General features: G+C 41.6%; 25 protein-coding genes. 4 read left to right on the top strand and 21 right to left on the bottom strand.

Features of this window, described 5'->3' with window-relative positions:
• The first annotated feature begins 71 nt into the window (after positions 1–71).
• Entirely contained in the window at positions 72–1988 is a 1917-nt protein-coding gene (gene thrS / locus QAI40_RS02405; RefSeq protein WP_299979774.1) for a threonine--tRNA ligase, read from the top strand.
• Positions 1989–2069: 81 nt separating this feature from the next.
• On the opposite strand, the gene tsoC is transcribed toward thrS, so the two are convergent.
• The 3 genes from tsoC to QAI40_RS02385 are packed head-to-tail and all read right to left on the bottom strand — an operon-like array spanning position 2070 to position 4849.
• Positions 2070–2387 (bottom strand): NEPxGxxU motif selenoprotein TsoC, encoded by a 318-nt coding sequence (tsoC, locus tag QAI40_RS02400; RefSeq protein ID WP_332370016.1) that lies wholly within the window; start codon positions 2385–2387, stop codon positions 2070–2072.
• Positions 2388–2407: 20 nt separating this feature from the next.
• Positions 2408–4165, bottom strand: coding sequence for a rhodanese/DsbD fusion-like selenoprotein TsoB (gene tsoB, locus QAI40_RS02395; protein WP_367278867.1), 1758 nt, complete (start codon positions 4163–4165; stop codon positions 2408–2410).
• An 18-nt stretch (positions 4166–4183) separates the two neighbouring features.
• Positions 4184–4849, bottom strand: a complete 666-nt coding sequence (locus QAI40_RS02385) for an ArsR/SmtB family transcription factor (protein WP_299979785.1) — start codon at positions 4847–4849, stop codon at positions 4184–4186.
• 265 nt (positions 4850–5114) lie between these two features.
• Here QAI40_RS02385 and QAI40_RS02380 point away from each other — a divergent pair, with 265 nt between their 5' ends.
• Positions 5115–5951, top strand: coding sequence for an MBL fold metallo-hydrolase (locus QAI40_RS02380; protein WP_299979788.1), 837 nt, complete (start codon positions 5115–5117; stop codon positions 5949–5951).
• 34 nt (positions 5952–5985) lie between these two features.
• The gene (locus tag QAI40_RS02375) at positions 5986–6450 is read left to right on the top strand and encodes a PaaI family thioesterase (RefSeq protein ID WP_299979791.1); all 465 of its coding nucleotides are present in this window, start codon (positions 5986–5988) and stop codon (positions 6448–6450) included.
• Between the two features lie 22 nt (positions 6451–6472).
• On the opposite strand, the gene QAI40_RS02370 is transcribed toward QAI40_RS02375, so the two are convergent.
• The 11 genes from QAI40_RS02370 to QAI40_RS02320 form a co-directional block, all read right to left on the bottom strand.
• Complete coding sequence (locus QAI40_RS02370; protein ID WP_299979794.1) at positions 6473–6793, bottom strand: helix-turn-helix domain-containing protein; 321 nt, start codon at positions 6791–6793, stop codon at positions 6473–6475.
• Positions 6794–7016: 223 nt separating this feature from the next.
• On the bottom strand, positions 7017–7343 hold the full coding sequence (locus QAI40_RS02365) for a HigA family addiction module antitoxin (protein ID WP_299982735.1): 327 nt from the start codon (positions 7341–7343) through the stop codon (positions 7017–7019).
• Between the two features lie 4 nt (positions 7344–7347).
• Complete coding sequence (locus QAI40_RS02360) at positions 7348–7632, bottom strand: type II toxin-antitoxin system RelE/ParE family toxin (protein ID WP_299982732.1); 285 nt, start codon at positions 7630–7632, stop codon at positions 7348–7350.
• Positions 7633–7979: 347 nt separating this feature from the next.
• Positions 7980–8186 (bottom strand): LEM-3-like GIY-YIG domain-containing protein, encoded by a 207-nt coding sequence (locus QAI40_RS02355; protein WP_299982730.1) that lies wholly within the window; start codon positions 8184–8186, stop codon positions 7980–7982.
• Positions 8187–8378: 192 nt separating this feature from the next.
• Positions 8379–8900: a (Fe-S)-binding protein gene (locus tag QAI40_RS02350; RefSeq protein WP_299982727.1), complete on the bottom strand. Its 522-nt coding sequence runs from the start codon at positions 8898–8900 to the stop codon at positions 8379–8381.
• A gap of 114 nt (positions 8901–9014) precedes the next feature.
• The gene (locus QAI40_RS02345) at positions 9015–9824 is read right to left on the bottom strand and encodes an alpha/beta fold hydrolase (RefSeq protein WP_299982723.1); all 810 of its coding nucleotides are present in this window, start codon (positions 9822–9824) and stop codon (positions 9015–9017) included.
• A 120-nt stretch (positions 9825–9944) separates the two neighbouring features.
• Positions 9945–10379: a hypothetical protein gene (locus QAI40_RS02340; RefSeq protein WP_304511444.1), complete on the bottom strand. Its 435-nt coding sequence runs from the start codon at positions 10377–10379 to the stop codon at positions 9945–9947.
• A gap of 98 nt (positions 10380–10477) precedes the next feature.
• A complete protein-coding gene (locus tag QAI40_RS02335; protein ID WP_299982716.1) occupies positions 10478–11038 on the bottom strand; it encodes a class I SAM-dependent methyltransferase in 561 nt (186 codons plus the stop codon).
• A gap of 165 nt (positions 11039–11203) precedes the next feature.
• Positions 11204–11683, bottom strand: coding sequence for a hypothetical protein (locus tag QAI40_RS02330; RefSeq protein ID WP_299982713.1), 480 nt, complete (start codon positions 11681–11683; stop codon positions 11204–11206).
• Between the two features lie 157 nt (positions 11684–11840).
• Positions 11841–12386, bottom strand: coding sequence for a hypothetical protein (locus tag QAI40_RS02325; RefSeq protein ID WP_299982710.1), 546 nt, complete (start codon positions 12384–12386; stop codon positions 11841–11843).
• 188 nt (positions 12387–12574) lie between these two features.
• Positions 12575–13348 carry a hypothetical protein gene (locus QAI40_RS02320; RefSeq protein ID WP_299982707.1) on the bottom strand — a complete coding sequence of 258 codons (774 nt, stop codon included), beginning with the start codon at positions 13346–13348 and terminating at the stop codon, positions 12575–12577.
• A 91-nt stretch (positions 13349–13439) separates the two neighbouring features.
• On the opposite strand from QAI40_RS02320, the gene QAI40_RS02315 reads away from it, so the two are divergent.
• A complete protein-coding gene (locus QAI40_RS02315) occupies positions 13440–13598 on the top strand; it encodes a phage integrase N-terminal SAM-like domain-containing protein (protein WP_331520613.1) in 159 nt (52 codons plus the stop codon).
• Between the two features lie 115 nt (positions 13599–13713).
• Here QAI40_RS02315 and QAI40_RS02310 read toward each other — a convergent pair whose 3' ends face one another.
• From QAI40_RS02310 to QAI40_RS02280, 7 genes are all read right to left on the bottom strand, one after another.
• Positions 13714–14613 carry an SDR family oxidoreductase gene (locus QAI40_RS02310; protein WP_299982704.1) on the bottom strand — a complete coding sequence of 300 codons (900 nt, stop codon included), beginning with the start codon at positions 14611–14613 and terminating at the stop codon, positions 13714–13716.
• A gap of 148 nt (positions 14614–14761) precedes the next feature.
• Positions 14762–15763, bottom strand: a complete 1002-nt coding sequence (locus QAI40_RS02305) for an ethylbenzene dehydrogenase-related protein (protein WP_299982702.1) — start codon at positions 15761–15763, stop codon at positions 14762–14764.
• A gap of 95 nt (positions 15764–15858) precedes the next feature.
• A complete protein-coding gene (locus tag QAI40_RS02300) occupies positions 15859–16941 on the bottom strand; it encodes a cytochrome b (RefSeq protein WP_299982699.1) in 1083 nt (360 codons plus the stop codon).
• Positions 16942–16964: 23 nt separating this feature from the next.
• Positions 16965–17951, bottom strand: coding sequence for an ethylbenzene dehydrogenase-related protein (locus tag QAI40_RS02295; RefSeq protein ID WP_299982696.1), 987 nt, complete (start codon positions 17949–17951; stop codon positions 16965–16967).
• Between the two features lie 32 nt (positions 17952–17983).
• Positions 17984–18439 (bottom strand): QcrA and Rieske domain-containing protein, encoded by a 456-nt coding sequence (locus QAI40_RS02290; RefSeq protein ID WP_299982693.1) that lies wholly within the window; start codon positions 18437–18439, stop codon positions 17984–17986.
• A gap of 484 nt (positions 18440–18923) precedes the next feature.
• Positions 18924–20651 (bottom strand): sigma-54 dependent transcriptional regulator, encoded by a 1728-nt coding sequence (locus tag QAI40_RS02285; RefSeq protein ID WP_299982690.1) that lies wholly within the window; start codon positions 20649–20651, stop codon positions 18924–18926.
• Positions 20635–22419, bottom strand: a complete 1785-nt coding sequence (locus QAI40_RS02280; RefSeq protein ID WP_299982687.1) for a two-component system sensor histidine kinase NtrB — start codon at positions 22417–22419, stop codon at positions 20635–20637. The genes QAI40_RS02285 and QAI40_RS02280 overlap by 17 nt, the downstream gene beginning before the upstream one ends.
• Positions 22420–22441: the final 22 nt, after the last annotated feature.

Genomic DNA, 22441 nt, shown 5'->3' with positions numbered 1-22441 from the left:
ATTGTTTACACCACTTCTTCTAAAATTCATGTTTTACATTTAACTGACACCATAACACAATGGAAAACAAGATGATTAACATAACATTTCCGGACAATAGTATAAAGAGCTTTGAAAACATCCCCACAGGAATGGATGTTGCCAAAAGTATTTCAGACGGATTTGCCAGAAATTGTGTGGCAATGAAAATTGATGACCTGCTTTTGGATTTAAGCCTTCCCATCAAGGAAAATTGCACCATCAGTTTTATAACCGCCAAGGATGATGAAGGTCTTGACATCTTAAGGCATTCTTCTGCCCATGTCATGGCCGAAGCCGTGTTAAACATTTATACGGATGCCAAACTGACCATCGGTCCTGTGGTGGAAGACGGATTTTATTATGATATTGATATGGACCCAATCTCAAAAGATGATTTTGGCGCCATTGAAACGGAAATGAAAAAAATTATCAAATCCAAAAATACATTTGAACGCAAAGTTGTTTCAAAGGGAGAGGCCCTTGACATATTCAAGGACAATCCATTTAAGCTTGAACTCATCAATGAACTTGACGGAGCCGAAGAAATATCCCTTTATCAGAATGGTAAATTCATAGACCTTTGCCGAGGCCCCCACATTCCCCATACCGGCATGATTAAAGGTTTCAAACTGTTAAAGATATCCGGTGCCTACTGGAGAGCAGACCAGACAAGGGAACAGCTCCAGCGACTTTACGGCATCTCGTTTTTTGATAAAAAAAAGCTCAACAAGTATATCCACCTGATTGAGGAAGCCAAAAAACGGGATCACCGAAAACTTGGCACCAAACTGGATCTTTACTCTTTTCATGATGAAGCTGCCGGCATGCCCTTTTTCCATGCAAAGGGCGTTGAGGTATGGAATGCCCTCCTTGAATACTGGCGTGATGAACACAGAGCTGCAGGTTATGTGGAAACCAAAACCCCTGTCATGCTCAACAAAAAACTCTGGGAACAAAGCGGTCACTGGGAAAATTACCGTGAAAATATGTATACGTCCGTGATTGATGATGAAGAATATGCCATAAAACCCATGAACTGCCCCGGCGGCATGCTGATTTACAAAACAAAGGCCTATTCCTACAGGGATCTTCCCATAAGAGCCGGCGAAATCGGCCTGGTTCACAGGCACGAATTTTCCGGAGCACTTTCAGGTCTTTTCAGGGTTCGCGCCTTTCATCAGGATGATGCCCATATTTTCATGACTCCGGATCAAATCGAAAATGAAGTCCTTGGTGTACTGAAACTGTCCCAGAGAATCTATAGCAGGTTCGGCCTGAATTTTAATCTGGAACTCTCCACCCGGCCCGAAAAATCAATCGGCTCAGATGAGCAGTGGGAAGAAGCTACAAACGGCCTTAAGGCTGCATTGGAACTCTATGGTCATGGATACGTTATTAATGAAGGGGATGGTGCATTTTACGGACCTAAAATCGATCTCCACATCAAAGATGCTTTAGACAGAACCTGGCAATGCGGAACAATCCAACTGGATATGGCTTTGCCGGAAAGATTTGACCTGACTTACAAAGGCAAAGATAATGAAAAGCACCGACCCATAATGATCCACCGCACTATTTATGGATCTCTGGAAAGATTTTTCGGCATCCTTGTGGAACATTTTGCCGGAAAATTCCCGTTGTGGCTGGCGCCTGTGCAGGCCATCCTGCTTCCCATCAACCAGGATTTGTTGGAATATGCCAGCCAGATCAAATCAGAACTTGAAGCATGTAAAATCAGATGTGAGGTGGACAAAAGAAGCGAAACCCTGAAAAAGAAAATCAGGGATGCCCAGTTAAACTATATCCCGTTGATCATCACCATCGGAGATAAAGAAAAAGGAAGCGAAACTCTTTCTGTCAGAACCCTTGACGGCAAGGTCAGAATGGGACTTTCCATGGATGAGTTTGTCACGTCAGTATCCCATCATGTTAAAGAAAGAACATTAAATAATGAGGCCATCTTCTAACAACCTGAACCTGATTCTTTTCTACAGACTGCCGGTCATTGCCTTGTGCATTTTGAAATAAGATTAGCCAAAGCCTCATTTTTATTTTTTGAATACTTTTCCTAAAAGCCCCTTTTCTTTTTTTTCCGGAAACGGCAAGTTCAGATGTCTGCAAATAGTCGCCTCTATATCATACTGGGGCACATCTGCCCCTTCCGTCACGATTTCATCGCCCACCATGACTGCAGGGGCCAGGGGCAGATCCAGTTCAAAGTATTCATCTGTATTGTATTCGGCTTTGGGTTTGGATATGACTTCGATCTCTATATCATATATTTTGCCCAGCCTGGGCATGATTTTTTTGAAGTGCTTTCATGGCTTCCCATTGGGCTCGTTTAAAAAAAAACTCACTTTTAACATAATTGCCTCCTTAAATATTTTTATTGTATCTGTTTTGCCTTGTTTAACCTTTCCAGAAATAGTTCCGGGGGTTCAAAATCTACCAGACGAAGTTCTTTGATTTCCTGGCCTTTCCTGTCCAGGAACACAATAGTTGGAACCCCTTTAATATGATATTCATTTAGTAGTTTCTCATGGATTGGATTACCTTTGAGGGTCAGGTCCACCTTGATCAGAATAAAATCCTTTGCTATCGGCTCCACCACTCTGTCGTCATGAAAAGTAATATCATCAAGTTCCCGACAGGGGCTGCACCATTCTGCGAAAAAATCTATAATCACAAGTTTTCCCTCATTTTTTGCCTGTACCAGCAGATTTTTATCATAGGAATTAAAACTTACTCCAGGCCCCTGGGTGATAAAGCTTCCCACAAGAATGGTCATGAATACGAATGCCGCCATGGCTACAGTCATTTTAATCCATTCAAAGGATTTAAACGCTGCCTTTGTTTTGTCGACCCAGCCCAGGTGAAGCCCTGCCAAAAGAGCCACCCCTGCCATAACAAAAATTCCGATGGTTTTGGGAAAAAGCGGCTGGATAAAATAGACAGCCATACCCATCAAGACCCAACCCATGAGTTTTCTGACCCATAGCATCCATTCACCCGACCGGGGAAGCCTACTGATATTACCCGAAAATATGGCCAGGAAAAAAATTGGCAGACCCAATCCTAAACTTAAGGTAAAGAAAATGATAAACCCCAGCCAGGGACTACCCATGCTGGCTACCCAGGTGAGCAAACCCAGGACAAACGGACCGATACAAGGGGCTGCAACGACCCCCATCATGAGTCCCATAAATAAAGAGCCTAAAAATCCTGCATGTGATTTTGTTGCTGCCTGCATAAGCCCATAAGGAACCCGTAATTCCCAGAACCCGAACAGGCTGAAAGAAAGAGAAATTAAAAGAACTGCGATAATCATCAGTACCAGGGGATGCTGGAGAATTGCTCCCATCAAGCCGCCTGTCAAGGCGGCAAACACTCCCAGTAATGAATTTGTAAAGGCGATTCCGCCCACATAGCATAAGCCGTGGGCAATAGTCTGTCCTTTACCGCTCCTGCCGCTAAAATAGGATATGGTGACCGGGATGAGGGGATATACGCATGGAGTAAGGTTCAGGGCCATACCACCGACAAAAATACCCAGAAGCGTCCAGGTCATGGCCCAGCCGTGTAGTTGACCATAGGCATTGTCTCCGGAAGAGTTTGAAACCTCTCCGATTTGGGCTATACCAGCTGTTCCGGCTGGAGTGCTGTTTACAGGAAATCCTTTTGCCTGCCATTCAGGATAGCCTAGAGGATCACGATAAATATTTGTGTAACCAAGTTTTACAGCCACACGGGCTGCCGAGTCGCTTCGGACTCATGCCAGGCCGGCTCAGTAAAAAACAATGGTCCGGTCTTTATCCGGCCCTAAAAACTTTTCAAGAGAAGTTTTTTTCTGCCATCGGGAAAGCCAGGTTGGCTCCATGGGAAAATTGACGGCCTGTTTGATATGTCCTGTTCGAAATTCCCATTCCTGGCGGGTATCAACAAAGAGAAGGTTGTCCGGATCTTTCTGGTATTTTTCCCAAAGCTCATCTGTTTTTATAAGGTTATACCCACCGGCCTTTGATTCTGCTACTACATCCTCCCAGGATGCATCCTGGAGAGTAACCGCCCGGTTGGTAAACCACAACGCACTGATTGTAAGAAAGATTACAATCAATGCAGTGAAGTTTTTTTTAATTGTCTTCAAATCACTTTCCTTAAATTATTATTCACCTGAGGCCACAGGCAGTCCCATGGCACGCCAGTCCTGGACACCTTCTTCAAGACGTACTGCATGATATCCTTTCTCGTTTAACAACTGGACTGCCTCAACAGAAAGGACACAATAAGGTCCCCGACAGTAAGCAACAATTTCTTTATTTTTAGGAAGTTTTGTCAGCATGAGTCCAAGTTCCTTCAAGGGAACGGACACGGCTCCTTTAATATGACCTGCCCTGAATTCTTCCGGCGGGCGGACATCCAGTATGGTGACCTCTTCTTTTTGTATGCGTTTTATCAATGCATCCCGGTCAATCGATTCCATTCCTTTTTTCCCTTCAAGAAAGCGGTTTTTAATCTGTTCAATTTCTGCAATCCGATTCTCAGCAACCTTGCGCATGGATAAAAAGAATTCGCAGACCATGGGCGCAGGCCGGTAGACCACATACAATCCCTTTTTTTCCTGTTCAACTAGTCGGGAATTTTTTAATACCTGAAGGTGTTGAGACGTATTGGCAATGGTAAGGGAGGTTTCATTTGCAAGGTTTTCAACCGTTCTTTCTCCCTGGCAAAGGATATCTAAAAGCTCAAGTCGTTTGGGGCTTGAAACCGCTTTGCCAATCCGTGAAAATTGATCATATATTTCATCTTTAAATCGTCTGTTCGGGTTCATGATATTCTATTCCTCTATTATTCAAGCGATTAATTGAATAGTAACATATGAATCTTTTTTGTCAAATAAAAAAAGTTGCTGTATAGATTTTTAACCAAGTCCGGTCTTATTGGCAAAATTTTATAATTTACCTGCAATCACCTTGGGGTCATCCCTTTTTTGCTTGACTTGCATGGGGAATCATCTATGTTGGTGCGGAAGCAAAAAAAATGTCGCATGGAATGGCATTAACTTGCACAGCCCGTTTGTGACAAAGGAAATGATTATGCGGCTCACTGTTCTTGTAGACAACAATACTCTTATTGACCGGTATTTTCTGGCAGAGCCCGGATTGTCATTCCTCATCGAGGTTGAGGGGTTGTCTGTTTTATTTGATACGGGTTATTCGGACATCTTTATCAAGAATGCCCAGAAGATGGGAAAAGACCTGAATCATCTGGATTTTATTGTTCTTTCCCACAGCCACCTGGATCATACATGGGGGATAGAACCGTTCATCCGGTATTTTGCTGAATTGGAAATTGAACACCGTTCTTTTTCACGCCCTGCCCTGGTCGCACATCCGAAAAGTTTGACTGGTGCCGGCGCTGACGGGTTCAGAGAATTCGGCTCTTTGATTTCAAAAGACAGACTTGCCAAGCACTTTGATCTTAGCTTGAGCAAAGAACCTCAATTTTTGACCGAGCATCTTGTATTTCTTGGAGAAATACCAAGAACAAATGATTTTGAGGGTGACCTGACATTTGGCAGAAAAGACGGGGCCAGTGAAGACGATAAAGTCATTGAAGATTCCGCCCTTGTCTGTAAAACCTCAAAAGGACTCGTCATTATTACCGGATGTTCCCACGCAGGCATATGCAATATCATTGAATATGCAAAAAAAATCTGCGGGGACCAGCAAATCCTGGATGTTATCGGAGGATTTCATCTGCAAAATCCCTCAAAACACCAGCTTGATGGTACCATTTCCTACTTTGAAAACCTTCATCCCATAGAGATTCATGCCTGTCATTGTACAGACCTTACATCAAAAATCGCCCTGTCCAAGGTTGTCAATTTAAAAGAAGTCGGGGTGGGGCTTACCCTTCAGTACTATATTTAATACGAATTAATCTTTTGCAAAGGAGACATAAAAAATGAAAGCATTTCAGGACTACTATTCGGAAGATTTCAGTCACTGCTACGGATGCGGCAGGCTGAATGAGCACGGATTACAGATAAAAAGCTATTGGGATGGAGAAGAAAGTGTTGTTAAGTTCCTTCCCAATGAACACCATATTGCCATTCCGGGATTTGTTTATGGCGGCTTGATTGCATCTCTTATTGACTGCCATTGTGTGGGAACTGCTGCTGCTGCAACCTACCGAAAAGAAGGCAGAGAGATGGATACGGAACCATCCCTTCGGTTTGTCACTGCATCCTTAAAAGTGGATTATCTTGCTCCGACACCTTTGGGTGTGGAACTTGAAATCCGTGGCAAAGTTGTTGAAATAAAAGAGAAAAAAGTGGTGGTCGATGCAAAATTACTGGCAAACAATAAAGTCTGTGCAACGGGTAATGTTGTGGCCGTCCGTCTACCGGAAAACATGATAATCAAATAAATCCATTGAATCACTGAATAAATTATATACCAATTCTATAATTAAGAAGATGAGGGGATTTATTGAGAAGTTCCAGTAATACTTTTGTTGATCCTGTTGGGACTCTTTTCCCTTGCTCCCATTGCTTGACAGATGATGGACTGACATTTAACAATTTAGCAAATACAGCTTGACTTAGATTCGTTTTTTTTCTAATTCCTTTAATGTCTGTAGATGTTATTACAATATCTGGAATTTTAACCCCGAGCGAATTGAGTTCTTTTTTTGTAAACGATGATTGAAACCCAGAGTCAAGCATATCCTGAATAGTTGTTCCAATTGCTTCTTTTATTGATTTTCTCATTTAGTTGAAAGTCTTTTCATAAATTAAACTATACCTCATTGTGATATAGTTTTCAAAGTATATTTTTCTATTATTGTTAGGATTAACGCAAAGCTGAGTGGTCGGGGGCATAATGCCGACAATCTCTGCATGATTAAAATTTTTGTTAAAGCAGAAACTTTCGAAAGCCGCTCAGTAGCACCCGATCCACTCCAGCGCCATGTTCGGTCACGCTGTCATTGAATCATCCACTTGCATGGTTAAGTCTTTCAGTTTGAGAAAAATAGACTTTGACTTCTTTTTCAATCTTTTTTCCTATCTTCTTTCGAGCAATTTTCATATTGTATCGCACTTGCAGGTTAAGCCAAAATTCTGGTTCTATACCAAAATATTTACCGAGCCTAAGTGCAGTGTCAGCGGTGATTTCTCTTTTACCATGAACCACTTGGCTAACACGATTTGCAGGTACGCAAATATCTTTTGATAATTGGTTTTGAGTGATGTTCATTGGCTTAAGAAATTCTTCTAAAAGAATATCACCCGGTGTGATTGGAGATAATGTTTTTGTCATGATTTCACCCCTTATGGTAATCAACAATTTCTACCGCATTAACGCTTTCTCCTTTCCAGATAAAACAAATGCGCCACTGATTATTGATTCTGATGCTATGTTGACCTTTTCTATTTCCTTTTAATTGTTCAAGCCTGTTTCCTGGCGGAACTCGTAAACTGTTTAATGATACAGCAGCATTTAGCACCTCAAGTTTTATTCGTGCTGTTCTATAAATGCTTCTAAATTTTTTTACCTCTAAATCATTAAAAAGCTTTTCGGTGTCTTTACATTTAAACGTCTTTATCATGACTTTATGATATGACAAGTTACGTCAACCGTCAAGTATTTTTTGTTTTGTAAAAAAGGAACCGAACGTTTGAGTGAACCTGCTGACCGAGGAACTGCTTGGAAGGACCGCCGTGGACTCCGGTCAGGGTACACGACTGGTTCGATGGATTTTTTCGTTTTTCAGCTTCTGGGGGTCTAAACCGTGAACTTTTGTGTCCAGCTTTAATATTTGGATAGATTATTCAATCCATATACGAAATGAATCAGAAGGGATTCACAAGCGAAAGCTTCTTCCTCGGTATCTATAATTGCCACCACCCTGCAAATATCTTCTGCTTTATATTTTTCCTCAAGCAATTCTGCGATTTAAGCCTGCTTATCAGTTAAGCCCAAAGTATTCAAATTTGTCAATGCACCTTCAACATCTTTTTTAGAGTCTGTATTTGTGCTTGATATTTCTTTTTTTGTTTCAACGATGTGATGAGTCGCTCTCGCACCTTTTCCTTTACCAACATAAAAAACCTTATTCTGTTTTCTGGGATCAATAAGTACATATACATAAGGTTTAATCATGATCTACTCCTGAACTTTACCAATATGTTTATCAAAATATCACTGCCCCTTTTAAATTATATCGCAGAAGTCAGGTGCGGCCAGGGTTACCACTACCTCTGCTAAAAATAATATATTTCAATTTTACAACAACCTGCCAAAACGGCGAAGACCCTGGCTGTCACCTGAACTGACAGGTTATATTCAATTTATTTACTCAAAATGAAATTGAGACAAGTATTTTTTGAGCTTTTCTCTGTTTTCTGCTTCTATCGTAGGGCAGTCATTATGACCTTTTACACCTTCTACTGCTCGTGCAGCAAATACCATACAAGTAGGTTCATTACACTCTCGGCAGTTAGATTTTGGTAAAAGCTTGAGAATCTCAAAAAGAACAGGCTGAGGCACACTTTCATAGCTGGGTTCTATTTCATCATGCCTATCCCATGTGTCATTTATTATGCCTTTAAGCCAAATTAATATTTTTTCAGCTTCCTTTTCATCCTTGAGTGCATTAATTGCAATTTTCCTTGGATGAACGGTCATTAGTTTGCCATGAACTTTAAAGGTTACTGATGGTGGTTCTTTTGTATAAGAAGAGCCACCGAGTTCGGCGTTAAGATAAGGTAGCACATCTTGAATATCCTCATCAAGATGTGCAAAACAATGAACTGATTCAGCGCTTGGCATACATTTTGATCTAAATATTTCTTTTGTGAATGTCTTTAGCAACATAATCTTACACCTTTTATTTTAGGTTAGAAATATAACGCCGCTCTTCAGCGAGCGCGGCTTTTTGCGATCCGCTGGAAGAGCTTGTTCGAGTGGCCATACATTACATTGTAGCAATTATTTCACATCAATCGTCTCATTAATATTTAGGAAGGTTAAAACGACCTTGGCAAATTCGATAGGCGCTTCAATTATCAAATGGTGTGTTCCATTTTTGAATTGAACCAGCCATGCCCCAGGAATTGCGGAAGCGAGGGTCTTTGAACTTTCAATTCCGACTATGTGATCCGAAGTTCCAACAAGAAACATGACCTGATTAGCAATGGAAGGTAGTTGGTCCATGGGGGTCTTCCAATGGATTGTAGCTAAAACTTGTCGTATAACGGTTGGGTTGTCAGGTGTTTTACCTGTTAAAGCTTTAGCGACATCACTTCCATCTGCAGAGGTTGCGTGGATAATTGCTTTATTAAATTGTTCCGGATACTCCAGTAATAGTTTTTGGGTGATCACACTTCCCATGGAATACCCTAGCACATTTGTCTTTTTTACACCAAGAACGGTAAGGAGGCTAATGACGTCATCTGCAAACAATTTATAATTAAACTTTTCGTCATTAGTCGTTGTATATCCCATGCCCCGGTTGTCCAGTATGATCAGTTGATAATTCTTTGACAACATTTGGATGATCTCTATAGGCCAAAGATCCATTGTAGCACCCAACCCCATAATCATGACGAGTGGTTCACCTGAGCCAATCAATTTGTAGCCTATTTTAATTCCATTCGCTTGGACTTGATAGATAGTATTTCCCTGCTTATCTATCCCTATTTCCTTGCCTGACGGTTGTATGCCTTGGGCAGTGGCGCTGGCAGTGCCAATAGCCAGCACAATAAGTAGTGAAATAAACAGGTAAGTGATTTTTTTCATATGCATTTTCATTCCCTCCTTTATGGATCGAACGCCGCAAATAACTGGTATTTTGTAGAGCGTAGCGTAACAAAATATCCATGTTAATTTGCCTTGTTAAGTTTTTAGGTGTTATCAAATTTATTTCCTAACCGTTGCCTTGCCCTCTCCGCCAAACCTCGTGGCTAAATATCCCATAATTAGTCCAATAATCGCTCCTTCAGCAGTGAACCAAAACGGTGAAGTTAATATACCATTCTCACCAAATACAGAGAACATCATAGTCTGCATAGCATCAAAAGCAAAAAAGGTTAGAACAAAGTTCATCCACGCTCCCAATAAGGGTGCCCGAAACCACCAGGGGAAAGGCAGTTTTAGTATTGGATGATAGGTAAAGACCCCGAATACCCCAATAATTGCGCCAAGTGTGGTGTACCACAGCAAAATACCCCACCGAAGTAACCAATCAGTTTCTGGCAAAAAGTATGGTAAACAAATAAAACCGATAAGCCCAAACAAAAAACCTACTGCTTTACCAATTGCTATACGCGTTATTAATGACGGATTTTCAAACATGTACTTTTCTCCTGTTGCAAACCTAACGCTTTGAATGAGTGGTTTTTAAATGCGTCAGCATTTAAAAATCCATCTCAATTCATTTGTTATGCCTTCCATTATATCCGTTTGTAATTATAGACACTATTCTTCTTATTAATAAGCTCAAATATATTTGTTTGAAGTATTGCTTTTGGCACCCATGAGTGTACCAAAGGTGGAAAAAGCCATACTGCCATGGTAGCATCTGGTTTAAGAATTCGATGCATCTCAGGTAAAAGCTTATCCAAAGGTAGCAATGGAAAAGGGATCACGCCAAATAAAAGAACTTTATCTATGCTTGCAGTCTCTAATCTTGTATTCAGCGCATCTCTTTGAATAATAGAAACATTTTTCAAGTTGGCCTTTTCCACTTTCTTGGCTACTACTTCAAGAAATCCGGATGAAGCATCCATTGCTACCAAAGACCCTTGGTCACCAACCAGTTGTGCTGCCGGTATTGTGAAAAAGCCTGTACCACATCCCACCTCTAAAATGGTCTGGGTAGGCTGAACATCAGCTATTTGAAGAGTTTTCACAGGATTCATTAGCCATTTTCTGATCCTACTCCCCATAAGAATTCCAGCTGGCTTGAAAATAAGATTTATTAATTTTGAATTTCCCAAGTCTTCTGTTTTCATTCTGGATCCTTTTGGGGCATAACGTTTGGGTAACGGGCAGCAAGGGTTTCCAATAAAATCAATTGAAAGCACATCATTCAAAAGTTTTTCAATCTTTAAAAAGAAGCAGCCCCTTGCTGTCCGGTTCACCCGCTGGTTACGCAAAATTTTCAGAAAATTATTTCATTACAACTTAATCACATTCTCTACTTTTTCGATTATTTCTTTTAATGCTATCGCCATAGGAATCAATGCGGGGGTTTGTCCTCCTTGAACCACAGCCTTTTTTTCTCCTTCCTGATATCGAAAATAAAAATTCGGACCATGGCCTAAGCTAAGTATTTTGACCCAGTCAGGTGGTGATTTTGGAATATTCAAGGTCTTTTCATTGTAAGACATATCCCAAAGGGTTATTAGGTTATGTTGGACTTTAGGTTTACGAATCTCCTCTTTTTTGCCCTTATACCACAAAAAAGCTTTAAGTGTACATTCCAATGCGTGTGCGGCAATTAACGAACACGCTCTATGATTAATAGTATTAATATTTGATAGCGCTTCAACCCCTTGCAAAAGGTCACGGGCAACAATTATATAAGCATCCAACTGGCTTGGGGGAACCATCCTAAGGGGTGGTAGAGATCCATTAATGCTTCCAGAATTATCCATTATTTTTCACCTTTTGTTTTATTGCATAACGCAAAGCTGAGGGGGTCGGGGGTTTTATGCCGACAACCTCAGCATAGTTAAAATTTATGTTATAGCCGAAATCTTCAAGAGCCGCTCAGTAGCCCCCTCCTATCGAGCGGCTTGTTCTGTGGGGTTTTTAGTCATAATCACAACCTGACGTATGTTCAATCCAAGGTTCTTTATCAGTAATGCTCCATGAGCCATTGCTATACATTTCATATATATGGATTAGCTTTTTTTTGTTCTTAAAGGTATTAGTATTACCATTTTTAAGCATTTCTTCTATGCGAGGAGAGCACAAAGCATCCCCACCTGCTTTTAATCTTGAAAGATATTCTTTTAAATCATCCTTCATTAAGCTAGTGCTTTTGAAATAGTACAATTCAGGGTGACTGTTTTTTGCTTTGCTCACTTCAAGTGTTATTTGGTTCACACCTTCAATAAAAGAATCAATAGGGCGTTTAAAAAAAGATATACTACATCTATCAGATAATATATCACCTTCACTCCATAAAGCCGCAGTTATATGTGGTCCACTATAGTCAGATGATACGCTCACCATAATACTTTTATACATGTGAGTGTGATTTCTGCGATGCCAACTCTTTTGAAAGTCGATCTTAGACGACAAACTACGTGATAGACCTTTTTTAATCATTCTTCCGATATTCTTATAATCCATTTTTTTCAATCCACATTATTCTTGTCGTTTGTTTCATGGCTATCTACACAGAATGTAAAGCTGAGTGGCTGGACAACGATAACCGAAAAACAATGATAAAGGTAAAAACTACCGGTCAAATACTGCCTTTCGAAAAGCGGCACGGCTTTGCCCAGTCCATCTCAAGCGCCTGGTTGTGCCTTTTAACTTCAACGGAAAAAAGCTGTTTGATTGTTTTCACATAGCTTTTCCTCAACTTTTTCAGGTAGGGAGGAGATAGACTGAACAACTGGATTTCTAATGTAATAAGACTTGTACTGAATACCATTTCCCCAATTACCTAAGTCAAGGATGAAAATTCCGCCAAGGTATTCAATATTTATTTTTGAAAGTTCATAATTAATTTTAGGTTCAAAAATATTTCTTGGTATTTCAAATGGAGAAAGAAAAGATAAATAGCCTCCAACAGCGAGAAGATTGATTTTGTTCTTTTCAAATTTTGGAAGTGCTTTTTCTATAGCGCCAACAATCAGGCTAACTGGATCGGCAAATCGAGCTTCATCATGTAAATATTTGGGCTGGAGCTTGCGTTCACCGAGCAATTCTTCTCGTGTAAGCTCGCCTTCCCATGTAGGTGCTTTTACCTCAACAAATATCTGTGGTAAGTTGCCAAACTGAACAGTAAAATCACCTTCGTAATTGCCTGCCCCTGTGGGTTCCCAGGTACAAATTTTAAACCCAATTTGCTCCAGAAAATACGATATCCTCGATTCTGCAAGTGCTCCAATCACTTGTGTCTGTTTTCCCTTGAAACGAGAAATATATTTTTCAATTTGTTGATGTTTCTCCAAATGGTTCAATACCAACATAAGATCTTCAATAAGTTCCTGGTCATGAAGAAACTGACTTTCTTTCCCATGAAACAACTTCTTTGAAATTTCTTCAGCAAGTTTTCTTGTATTCAACACGATAGAAAATACCATTTTTCTTTTTCAATATAGATAGGCACAACAGTGTAAATAAATAGAAAATCACCTATTGCCTTTTTTTCCTTTGCCAATACAATATGAAACCATGGAAGTCAATCAAAAATTCAAGCCTGATTCATCATTAAAACTCATGGATCAGGTTCGACAGGTTTTACGCTATCATCATTATGCATACCAGACTGAAGAAACATATTGCAGGTGGATTGCCCACTATTTGAGATTTTTTTGTATAAAAAAATTTTAGGTATTAATATTGATAAAAAAATTGCTCCCGTACAATCCAGAAAGATGAAAAAACCGCCCGTTGTGATGACTAAGCAGGATTTGGAAAGTGCGTAGCCCCGCCACAGCTTTATCCCCTATCTGCCGGTCAGAGGTCTTCCCAGGCTGTAAATCTCACCGCAATGTTCATAGGGGCGAGCATTCTCAAGACTTTTTATCTGATCAAACTGATCCCTGATCTCTTCTGCCCTTATCGGTCTTTTTGTATCTCCAATGCAACGGCCTTTGCCGGAAACCATTGCCGAACGGGCAAACCAGCCGGCACTCATGGTAAAAAGCATCCCGGATTCCCGGTTTTCTTCAGAACACAGAAAGGTCACCATAGGCGTGTTAAATGCAGGCTTGATTCTTTTGGCCACCTCGTCGGGGAAAGCCCCCTGAGTCATGCCGGTTGCGGCATTGGGAGCCACTGTATTGATTTTAATATTATACCTGGCTGTTTCCAGTTTCAGGGTGTTCATAATGCCTATAACCCCCATTTTGGCAGCCCCGTAATTTGCCTGGCCGAAATTTCCATACATGCCCGAGGATGAGGCAGTAAATACGATTCGGCCGTACCCGTTCTCTTTCATGATTTTTACTGCCGGCTGGGTCACACAAAAAGCGCCTTTCAAATGGACGGCAATAACGTCATCCCACTCTTGTTCCGTCATCTTCATAAATGTCCGGTCCCGCAGTATCCCGGCATTATTAATCAGGATATCCACCTTCCCGAAATGATCCATGGCTGTGTCAACAATGTGCTGACCGCCTGCCATGGTAGCCACGGAATCGAAACTGGCAACTGCCTGACCACCGGCTCTTTTTATTTCATCCACAACCCTGTCTGCTGTCCGGCACTGGTCCGGCCCATGGCCGATATCATTGACCACAACACAGGCCCCTCTGTTTGCAAAATCCAATGCATATTCTCTTCCGATCCCCTCTCCTGCACCGGTTACAATAGCAACCCTGTTTTCAAAACTAATTGATTCCACATGGTCTCCAAACTATTAAAATTTTTATCCATATTATCCAATATGAACTCTCACAGCAGGGTATCGCAAAAATGGGTCCATAACAAGGCCTCCTTGTATAGGTATTTTTGCTTAATGCCCTAAAACTCCAGGTACTCTATGTCCGAATTTAATGGTCGAAGATTAATATCATCGGTCTGGTTGCCTTTGAATGATCATCTCCTGAATCATCAAACAAGGCCATGGCAAAACTATACCTTTTCAAGGGATTAAAACTTACATCATCCCCATGGCCGGTATCCAGTTTTCTGGAAAGCATGACCGTCCAGTGACCATCTGCCCATTGACTTTCGGCTTTAACATCAAACCGCGAACCGCCAGGTTTTACAGGCAGCCGGAAAGGAATAATATCTCCAGCCTTGAAAATCGAATAGTCATTTATTTTTATTGCTTCTTCCTTCAGGAGAAATCCGGGCACAGTCTGCTTTTTAGTTGGATCTTGCATGTAAATCGGTTTTGATTCGTCCTGAGTATGATTTTTAATGTCTCCACCTTTTCCGGCATCTTTTCTCCTGCCGGTTTCACGGTATGATCCGGTTGGATTGCCGGCAATGGTCAGCCAGGCATCATCTGCATATTGATAAGGGGCGGACCGGGCAGATTTCCAGTGCCACAAATCGCCTTTTTCAGCACTGGTCCTGGTGGTAAATTTCCAGTCTTTTTTAGGGACATCCGGAGGGCTGTGACATGTCACCGCGCACCCCCGTGTTGCAAATTTGTTGATCCGGGTAGTTTCAAAAAGAAGGGCTATCCGGTCTTCATTTCCTTCCTGGTGATGCCAGTTGACTCCGTCAAATTTCCAGGATTGCTTAACGACACTTCTGGTGGGATCCTTCCATTTTAATTTAAAATAAATAAATTCATCCGTATAAGCTGACTGTGTGGATACGATGCTTTTTGATTCGGACAGAACATCTCTTCCCTGAACGGAAACAGGTATAGACGAGATTTGATTCCAAATCGGATCTTTCAATCCTTTCGGGGCCTGCTGAAGGTGTTCAGCCCTTATGATAAATATGTCTGCGGCCAGGCAAACGCTTTTCCCGGTCCACATAAAAAATAGAAGCGATACAACGGCAAAAACCGTAAATAGTTGTTTGTCTTTACGCATGATACACCTTTATTAAAATTATATATCTTAACAACTTCATAAATCTTGAATTACTCCGAGCTTATCCGGTCTTGTCCTGGCAAGCGTTGAACATATTAATTCTCAACCAGGACAAAGTGTTCCATGTATCCCATTATAGAAAGCGTGAGGATGGCAATCACTATCGCGGCGGCAGGCAAAAGAATTTTCCACCGGCGGGCCGGATGCCGATGGGGGGAACGATCTATGAATGGCAAACATATCAACAGCCCTGCCAGTCCTGCAGGAATTATTGTTGACCCCAACACGGCCAAACCGCCTTTAAAGACAGATACGAGCTGATTCAAAAACAGGACCCACCACTCTGGTTTGGGTATATATGAAGAATCTGTTGGATCGGCCGGATCACCAAAAGGTGGTATCCAATGCCAACTGATGACTCCCAGAATGATAGAAACCATAATGAACAAAAACAGCCAGCGATTCACCACATTCGGATAAAAAGGAATCCTGGGCCGGGAGACCGGGTCTGCGCCCAGCGGTTCTGATAATCCACGATGACGGATGAAATGAAAATGAACCGCTATAAGCAAGACAAGCAGCCCGGGCAGCATCAGGATGTGGAGTACATAAAACCGGGTCAAGGCCACAACGCCGGTCAGAGAACCGCCCTGAAGAAGTCGAGCGGCAATATGACCCATACCCGGGACTGATGAAATGATACTTAAACGAACCTGGGTTGACCAGTATCCCTTCTGATCCCAAGGCAAAAGATCTCCGGTAATGATAAACAAGGGCACGAATAGCAAAATTATCACACCCGTGACCCAGACCATCTGTCTGGGTGCCTTGTAACTGCCGAGGATCAAGGATCGACCAAGATGGACACCCATGACCATGAGCAAAAGATTCCAGGAATAATGATGAACGCCTTTTACAACGCTGCCAAAGGGAACATTAAACAGGGCAAAATCTACACTGTCATAGGCTGTTCCAGGAATCGGTGAGTAATAAAAGGCCATGAAGATTCCCGACAAAAACAGCAATACAACCAACACAAGGAGCAGGGCACCACAAAAACGGGTCCATGAAAGGGCATCCTTCGGGACCTCAAGGGCGAGCAGCCTGTCGGCACTCTTTTCCAGAGATAAAAATTCAAGCAGTTTTAAAGATCGGGTTTTCATGGGTATATTATTCACCGGTTCCACCTTGAAAATATCTATTATTTAAATTTAAGGGTGATGACTTCAGAATCATAAGAATCTTCATCACCGGAGTTATCAAAAAGCGCCATGGCAAAATTGTATTTTCTTTTTGGATTAAAGGCGGTATCATCCGGATTTCCGGTATCAAGTTTTCTAGACAGCATGACGGTCCATTCTCCGTTGACGTAACGGCTATCAGCTTTTATGTCAGCAAAAGAGCCTGTCGGTATTTTAGGCATACGATAGGTAATGGTATCTCCATCCTTGAAAACAGAGTAATCCGTAATCTCCACGGCGTGGGACGCAAGCAAAATTCCGTTTTTGACCAAAGATTTACCCTGGGCCAGCATATATTTTGGTTTGGATTTATCCTCCGTTATATTTTTCTTGTCACCGCCGCTTCCTTTATCTCCCTTTCGGCCGCCTTTTTTCTCACTGATCTTTGTCAACCAGGTATCGTCGGCATAGCCTGCCGGATCAGACCGAGCAGCTTTCCAATGCCACAAATCACCTTTTTCAGCAGTTGTCAGGGTACCAAATTTTCCATCCTTGGCATTTGTTGCACCGTCGGGAACATGACAGACTATTGCACATCCCTTGGTGGCGAAATTGTTGATCCGGTTAATCTCGAACAACATTGAAATCCGATCCTCGTTACCTTTTTGGTGGATCCAATTTTCATCTTTATACTGCCAGGCACCCTTGGTGATACTTTGGTTTGCATCTTTCCATTGATAAAGGAAAAAAATATTGTCCTTCGTATAAACTGCCTTAGTGGCCACACTGGTATGTTGGCCTGCAAACACTTCCTTACCTTCAAAGGGGACGTCGATCCCCCTGGCTTTTCCCCAGGCGGCATCATCCAATCCTGCCGGTGCAGACTTCACTTTTGCGGCAATGAGCACTTGCTTGGAAGCCCCCATGGCTTCCTGGGCAGTGAAATGCAGTGTGCCGATAAAAAGTGCCAGGCACACACTCAAACTGATAACAAATTTAGTACGCATAATTCATGTTCTCCTATTATTACGGGTTAATATTACACTTTCATAAAGACCATTAAATTGCCGTCTGCAACTTTATGTTCCAAAACAGTTAAAGGGCGGGACGGCGGACCTGCAATGGGCTGTCCTTGTGCATCGAACCGGCCGGAATGGCAAGGACATACAAATTCCCGGGTTTCCTTTTGCCAGATCACGTTGCACGCTAAATGAGAGCAGGTTGATGAAAATATTTTAATCTGTTGTTTTGCTTCGGCCTTTGCCCACACAAAACCTCTCTGGGGAAGGGTTATCCAACCATCTTTCACCATGAACTCATAGGAAAGCATATTAAAATTGTCCGGTTCCAAATCTTCAACAGATCCAAAATCAATCCAGTTACCAGGTTCTTGTTTCAAAGACGGTAAGATGACGTAAGTAGCCAGCGGAATTCCCGTGACCAAGGCTGTGCAGCCTGTGAGAATAGCGGTTTTTAAAAATTTTCTTCGGCTCATATCTTCAAATCCTTTTGTGTAGATTTTTTTGTTTTCATCTTTTTATAAATTGCGCATTGCGTATAATGATTATGGCAATAGAAAAGCGCCATTGCGATCTTGTTGCTGCTCATATCGAGAAAATAGCAGTCCTTGTATGGAGATCCGATAAAAGGACATTTTTTTTTCTTCTCTGGGTGTGAAACACTGGAATCGTCAGATTTCATAATTTTCCCGCTGGTCTTCATTATCTGTTAATGTTCATCAACTCGCCGATACGTACATAAAATATTTGGCTATAGAATTTAATTAGCAAGAGACATGCCACTTAGATTTAAAAATTTGTCATGAGAATAATTCTTATTTTTTCAAATAGTTATGAAAGAATACAAGAGGATAGAAAAGGCAAAAAAACTTGGGCAGAAGTGTGGCATGTCACACTAGTGGGACGTCACGCTAATGTGACAGGCCACATTCAGGTCTGTACTTTATATTTTGATTTTTTTTAATGATCGCTACTATCATGGTGGGACAGCTTGCGGTAAATGGTTTTGCGGTTTATTCCCAGTAGTCTGGCAGCCTTGGCTTTATTACCGCCTGTCATTTCAAGTGCCTGGAGAATATCCTTGATATCCACTGCGAAATTCTCTTCAAAAGAAGAATTTAACTTTTTATGATATGTTCTTATTTCCGAAGGAAGATGATCAACCGTAATAAAATCCGTATGACACAGAACGAATGCACGCTCCAGTACATGTTCCAGTTCTCTGATATTCCCTGGCCAGGGGTAGCCGGAAAAGATCTGAATTACATCATCGGAGACGTCTCCAATTTCTTTGTTGAATCGTTTATTAAACAATTTACAAAAATGTTCGACCAGCAATGCTATATCATCGATCCGCTCACGCAGGGGGGGTAGATTTACTTCCACTACCTTGAGGCGATAATAAAGATCTGCTCTGAACTTTTCCGTTCGGACCAATTCTTTAAGCAATTGATTTGTGCTGGAAATAATCCTCACATTCACCTTGACCGGTGTTGATTCCCCTACACGTTCAAACTCTTTTTCCTGTATAACTCTGAGCAGCTTTAATTGTAATCTGGGTGAGATATCACCGATTTCATCCAGCAGAATACTTCCTTTGTCAGCCATCTCAAACCGGCCCAGCTGGTCTTTTACCGCACCTGTAAATGCTCCTTTGATATGGCCGAACAATTCACTTTCAAGCAAAGAATCTGCAAGAGCTGAACAATTAACTTTAACAAAGGGCTTTTGTGCCCGGTGGCTGCCATAGTGGAGCGCTTCAGCAACCAGTTCCTTGCCCGTACCGCTCTCGCCTGTGATCAGGATGGTTGTATCAGAATCGGCCAGATCTTCCAAAAGGGAATATAATTCCTGCATTTTCTTACTTCTGCCAATTATATTCATGAATTTTTCACGGGGCTTTAATCTGCCTTCAAGATCACTTTCCCTGGTTACATCCCGGATTACCAAGGCCGCGCCTGAAAAATTATTTTCCAAGTCACGCAAAGGTGAGCCGGTCAGGACAACGATCTGTTTGTTCCTGTCATGATGGTGGCATTCAAGCCGACTGGTTTTGACTCCCTTTTGAGTGAGTATAACTTTTTCTAGAACATGACAGCATGTTTGACGGCATTGGCCGGAAACATCAGACAGCCGTCTGCCAATTATCTTTTTGCCATTCAGTCCGCAGATCCGCTCAAATGCGTCATTCACCTTTGTCACTTTCATTTGCTCATCAACGGTGACGATGCCTTCTTGAACACTCCTAAAAATTGTATCCAGCTCAGAACGGTATTTTTCTTTCTCAGCCTCCATTCTGTCTTTTTCTGCCATAATTGAATGATATTGAAGGGCACGATTTGTTATTTTTATCAGGTCCTGTTTTCCAACCGGTTTGGACAGGTAATCATAGGCACCCAGACGGACGGATTCTGCAGCCGTTTCAATGCTGGGTTGTCCGGTAATCATGATGACCGGGCACTCCACACCTTTTTCTTTGACTTTCCTGAGGATGTCGATGCCTGTATTACCTCCCAGGATAATATCGGCGATGATCAAGTCCGGTTCAGGCTCGGAAATGAGCTTTATGGCAGAAGAATAATCTTTGGCAGTTATCACTTCATGCCCTTCTTTCAAAAGGAATGATTTAAAGGTAAACCTTAAAATCTCTTCATCCTCAATGACCAGAATTCTATTTTTCCTTTTCAAAATCATCCTCACTTTGAACCGGCAGGTCTATTATTACATTGGTATGGTCCCCTTCAACACTGTCAAAATTCAATCTGCCGCCATGATCTTTAATGATAGAATGGCTGATACTTAATCCTAAACCTGTTCCCTCACCCGACGGTTTACTGGAAAAAAAAGGGTCGCAGATTCTATCCATTATATCTGCCGGTATACCAATGCCGTTATCAAAAAAATTCAACCGAACATAGTGATGGGTATTACTATCTATCAATTCCCCCTTGATTTCAATTGTTTTATTCTTCCGGACAATAGCGGCACCTTTGCCGAGAGCATATCTCGCATTGCTGATAATATTTAAAAATACTTGCTGAATATGATGACTTCGCACCCTGAGTTCTGGAATTTTATCCGGAATATCTACCTTAAGGTCTATGCCTTCCTTTCGTATCTGCGTTTCGGTTAAATCCAGACAGTCAGACAGCAGGCTCTTTAGCGTGACCAGCTGCGGCTCATCTTTGGTATCCCGGGCAAAGGATAGAAGATTACGAACAATCATGGCGACCCGGCCGCCGGCCTTGATGATTCGCTGGAAGATCTCGGCCTGTTCGCAGCCTTCTTCACTTTCATCGATAAGCAGTTGGGCACAATTAATAATTCCGTTGATGGGATTATTGATTTCATGTGCAACACCGGCCGCAAGTTCACCGATTGAAGCCAGTTGACCACTCCTGACAGCTTCTGCCCGCAACCGCTTTTTCTCGGTAATATCCCGATACACGACAATCAATGTTGTTGGAACACCCTCCTCAGAGCGGGTAGTCACGGAGGCCGTGTACCACAGGTCCATTCGGGCGCCATTTGCCCCTATACATTCAATCTCATCCTCAACACTTCGGCCGTCCTGAAAACACTTTTCAATATGGTATGTGGTACAAGGTGTATTTCGGGAATGAAAAACATCGTAGTATTTCTTACCCAAAGAATTTGTGCCAAAAAAATCATCCATGGTGTTGTTGGACCAGACAATATTCAAGTCCCTGTCAACAAGAATGACAAAATCGGTAAACGAATTAAGAATTCCTGTCAGTTTTTCCTCACTCTCAAGCAATACTTTTTCAACTCGCCTGCGCTCTTTAATGGTCTTATTCTCCTTTAGCCAGACCAGTACTATTGCAGATAAAAGACCAAACACGACAATGAATAAGACCGTAGAGGAAAATGATAAGAGGTTATCAAATTTTTCCTTCCGATCTGTGATGTCATAATAAATTTCAAATGCGCCCAAAAAAGTATTCCCACGCATTTGAGGTACATACGTCTCCACCACATCGGCTGTCAATCTCTGTCCTTCCATTGAGTTGGAGTCTTTTTTCACAACTGTTGCAAAAACTTTTCCCCGGGCTACGATCTCATGAAAATATTTTTCTTTATTTACTTTTCCAATATTATCCGGTTCTGAAGAAAAAATAATTTCGCCTGTACTTGAGAAAACCTGTAATTTATTCAGCTCAAAGGCGTCAATTATTTTTTTAATTTCACCCTGCATGTCTGCATTAAAAGAGGAAGGCCTTTGTTCAGTCCTTTCCGGCATAAAGGTTGTAGCCAGGTGCTTTGCCACACGTACCGCATCGTTTTTAGTGTTATCAATGACCAGTTCGGTAAGCGAAGGATAAATAAAAAATATATTATAAATGGAAAGTGCCGTTGCCATTGAAAGGAATACGATTAAAACATTCCTCACTAATTTGATTTTGAGAATCTGTTTTTCAGATATTAATTTCGGCATTTTTCATTCCGTTTTTTCATCA

Source organism: Desulfobacula sp. (genome assembly GCF_030611305.1).
In the GTDB taxonomy this organism is placed as follows: Bacteria; Desulfobacterota; Desulfobacteria; order Desulfobacterales; family Desulfobacteraceae; genus Desulfobacula.
Note: the sequence above shows the minus strand (reverse complement) of the source record. Positions and strands in the feature narration are given on the sequence as shown.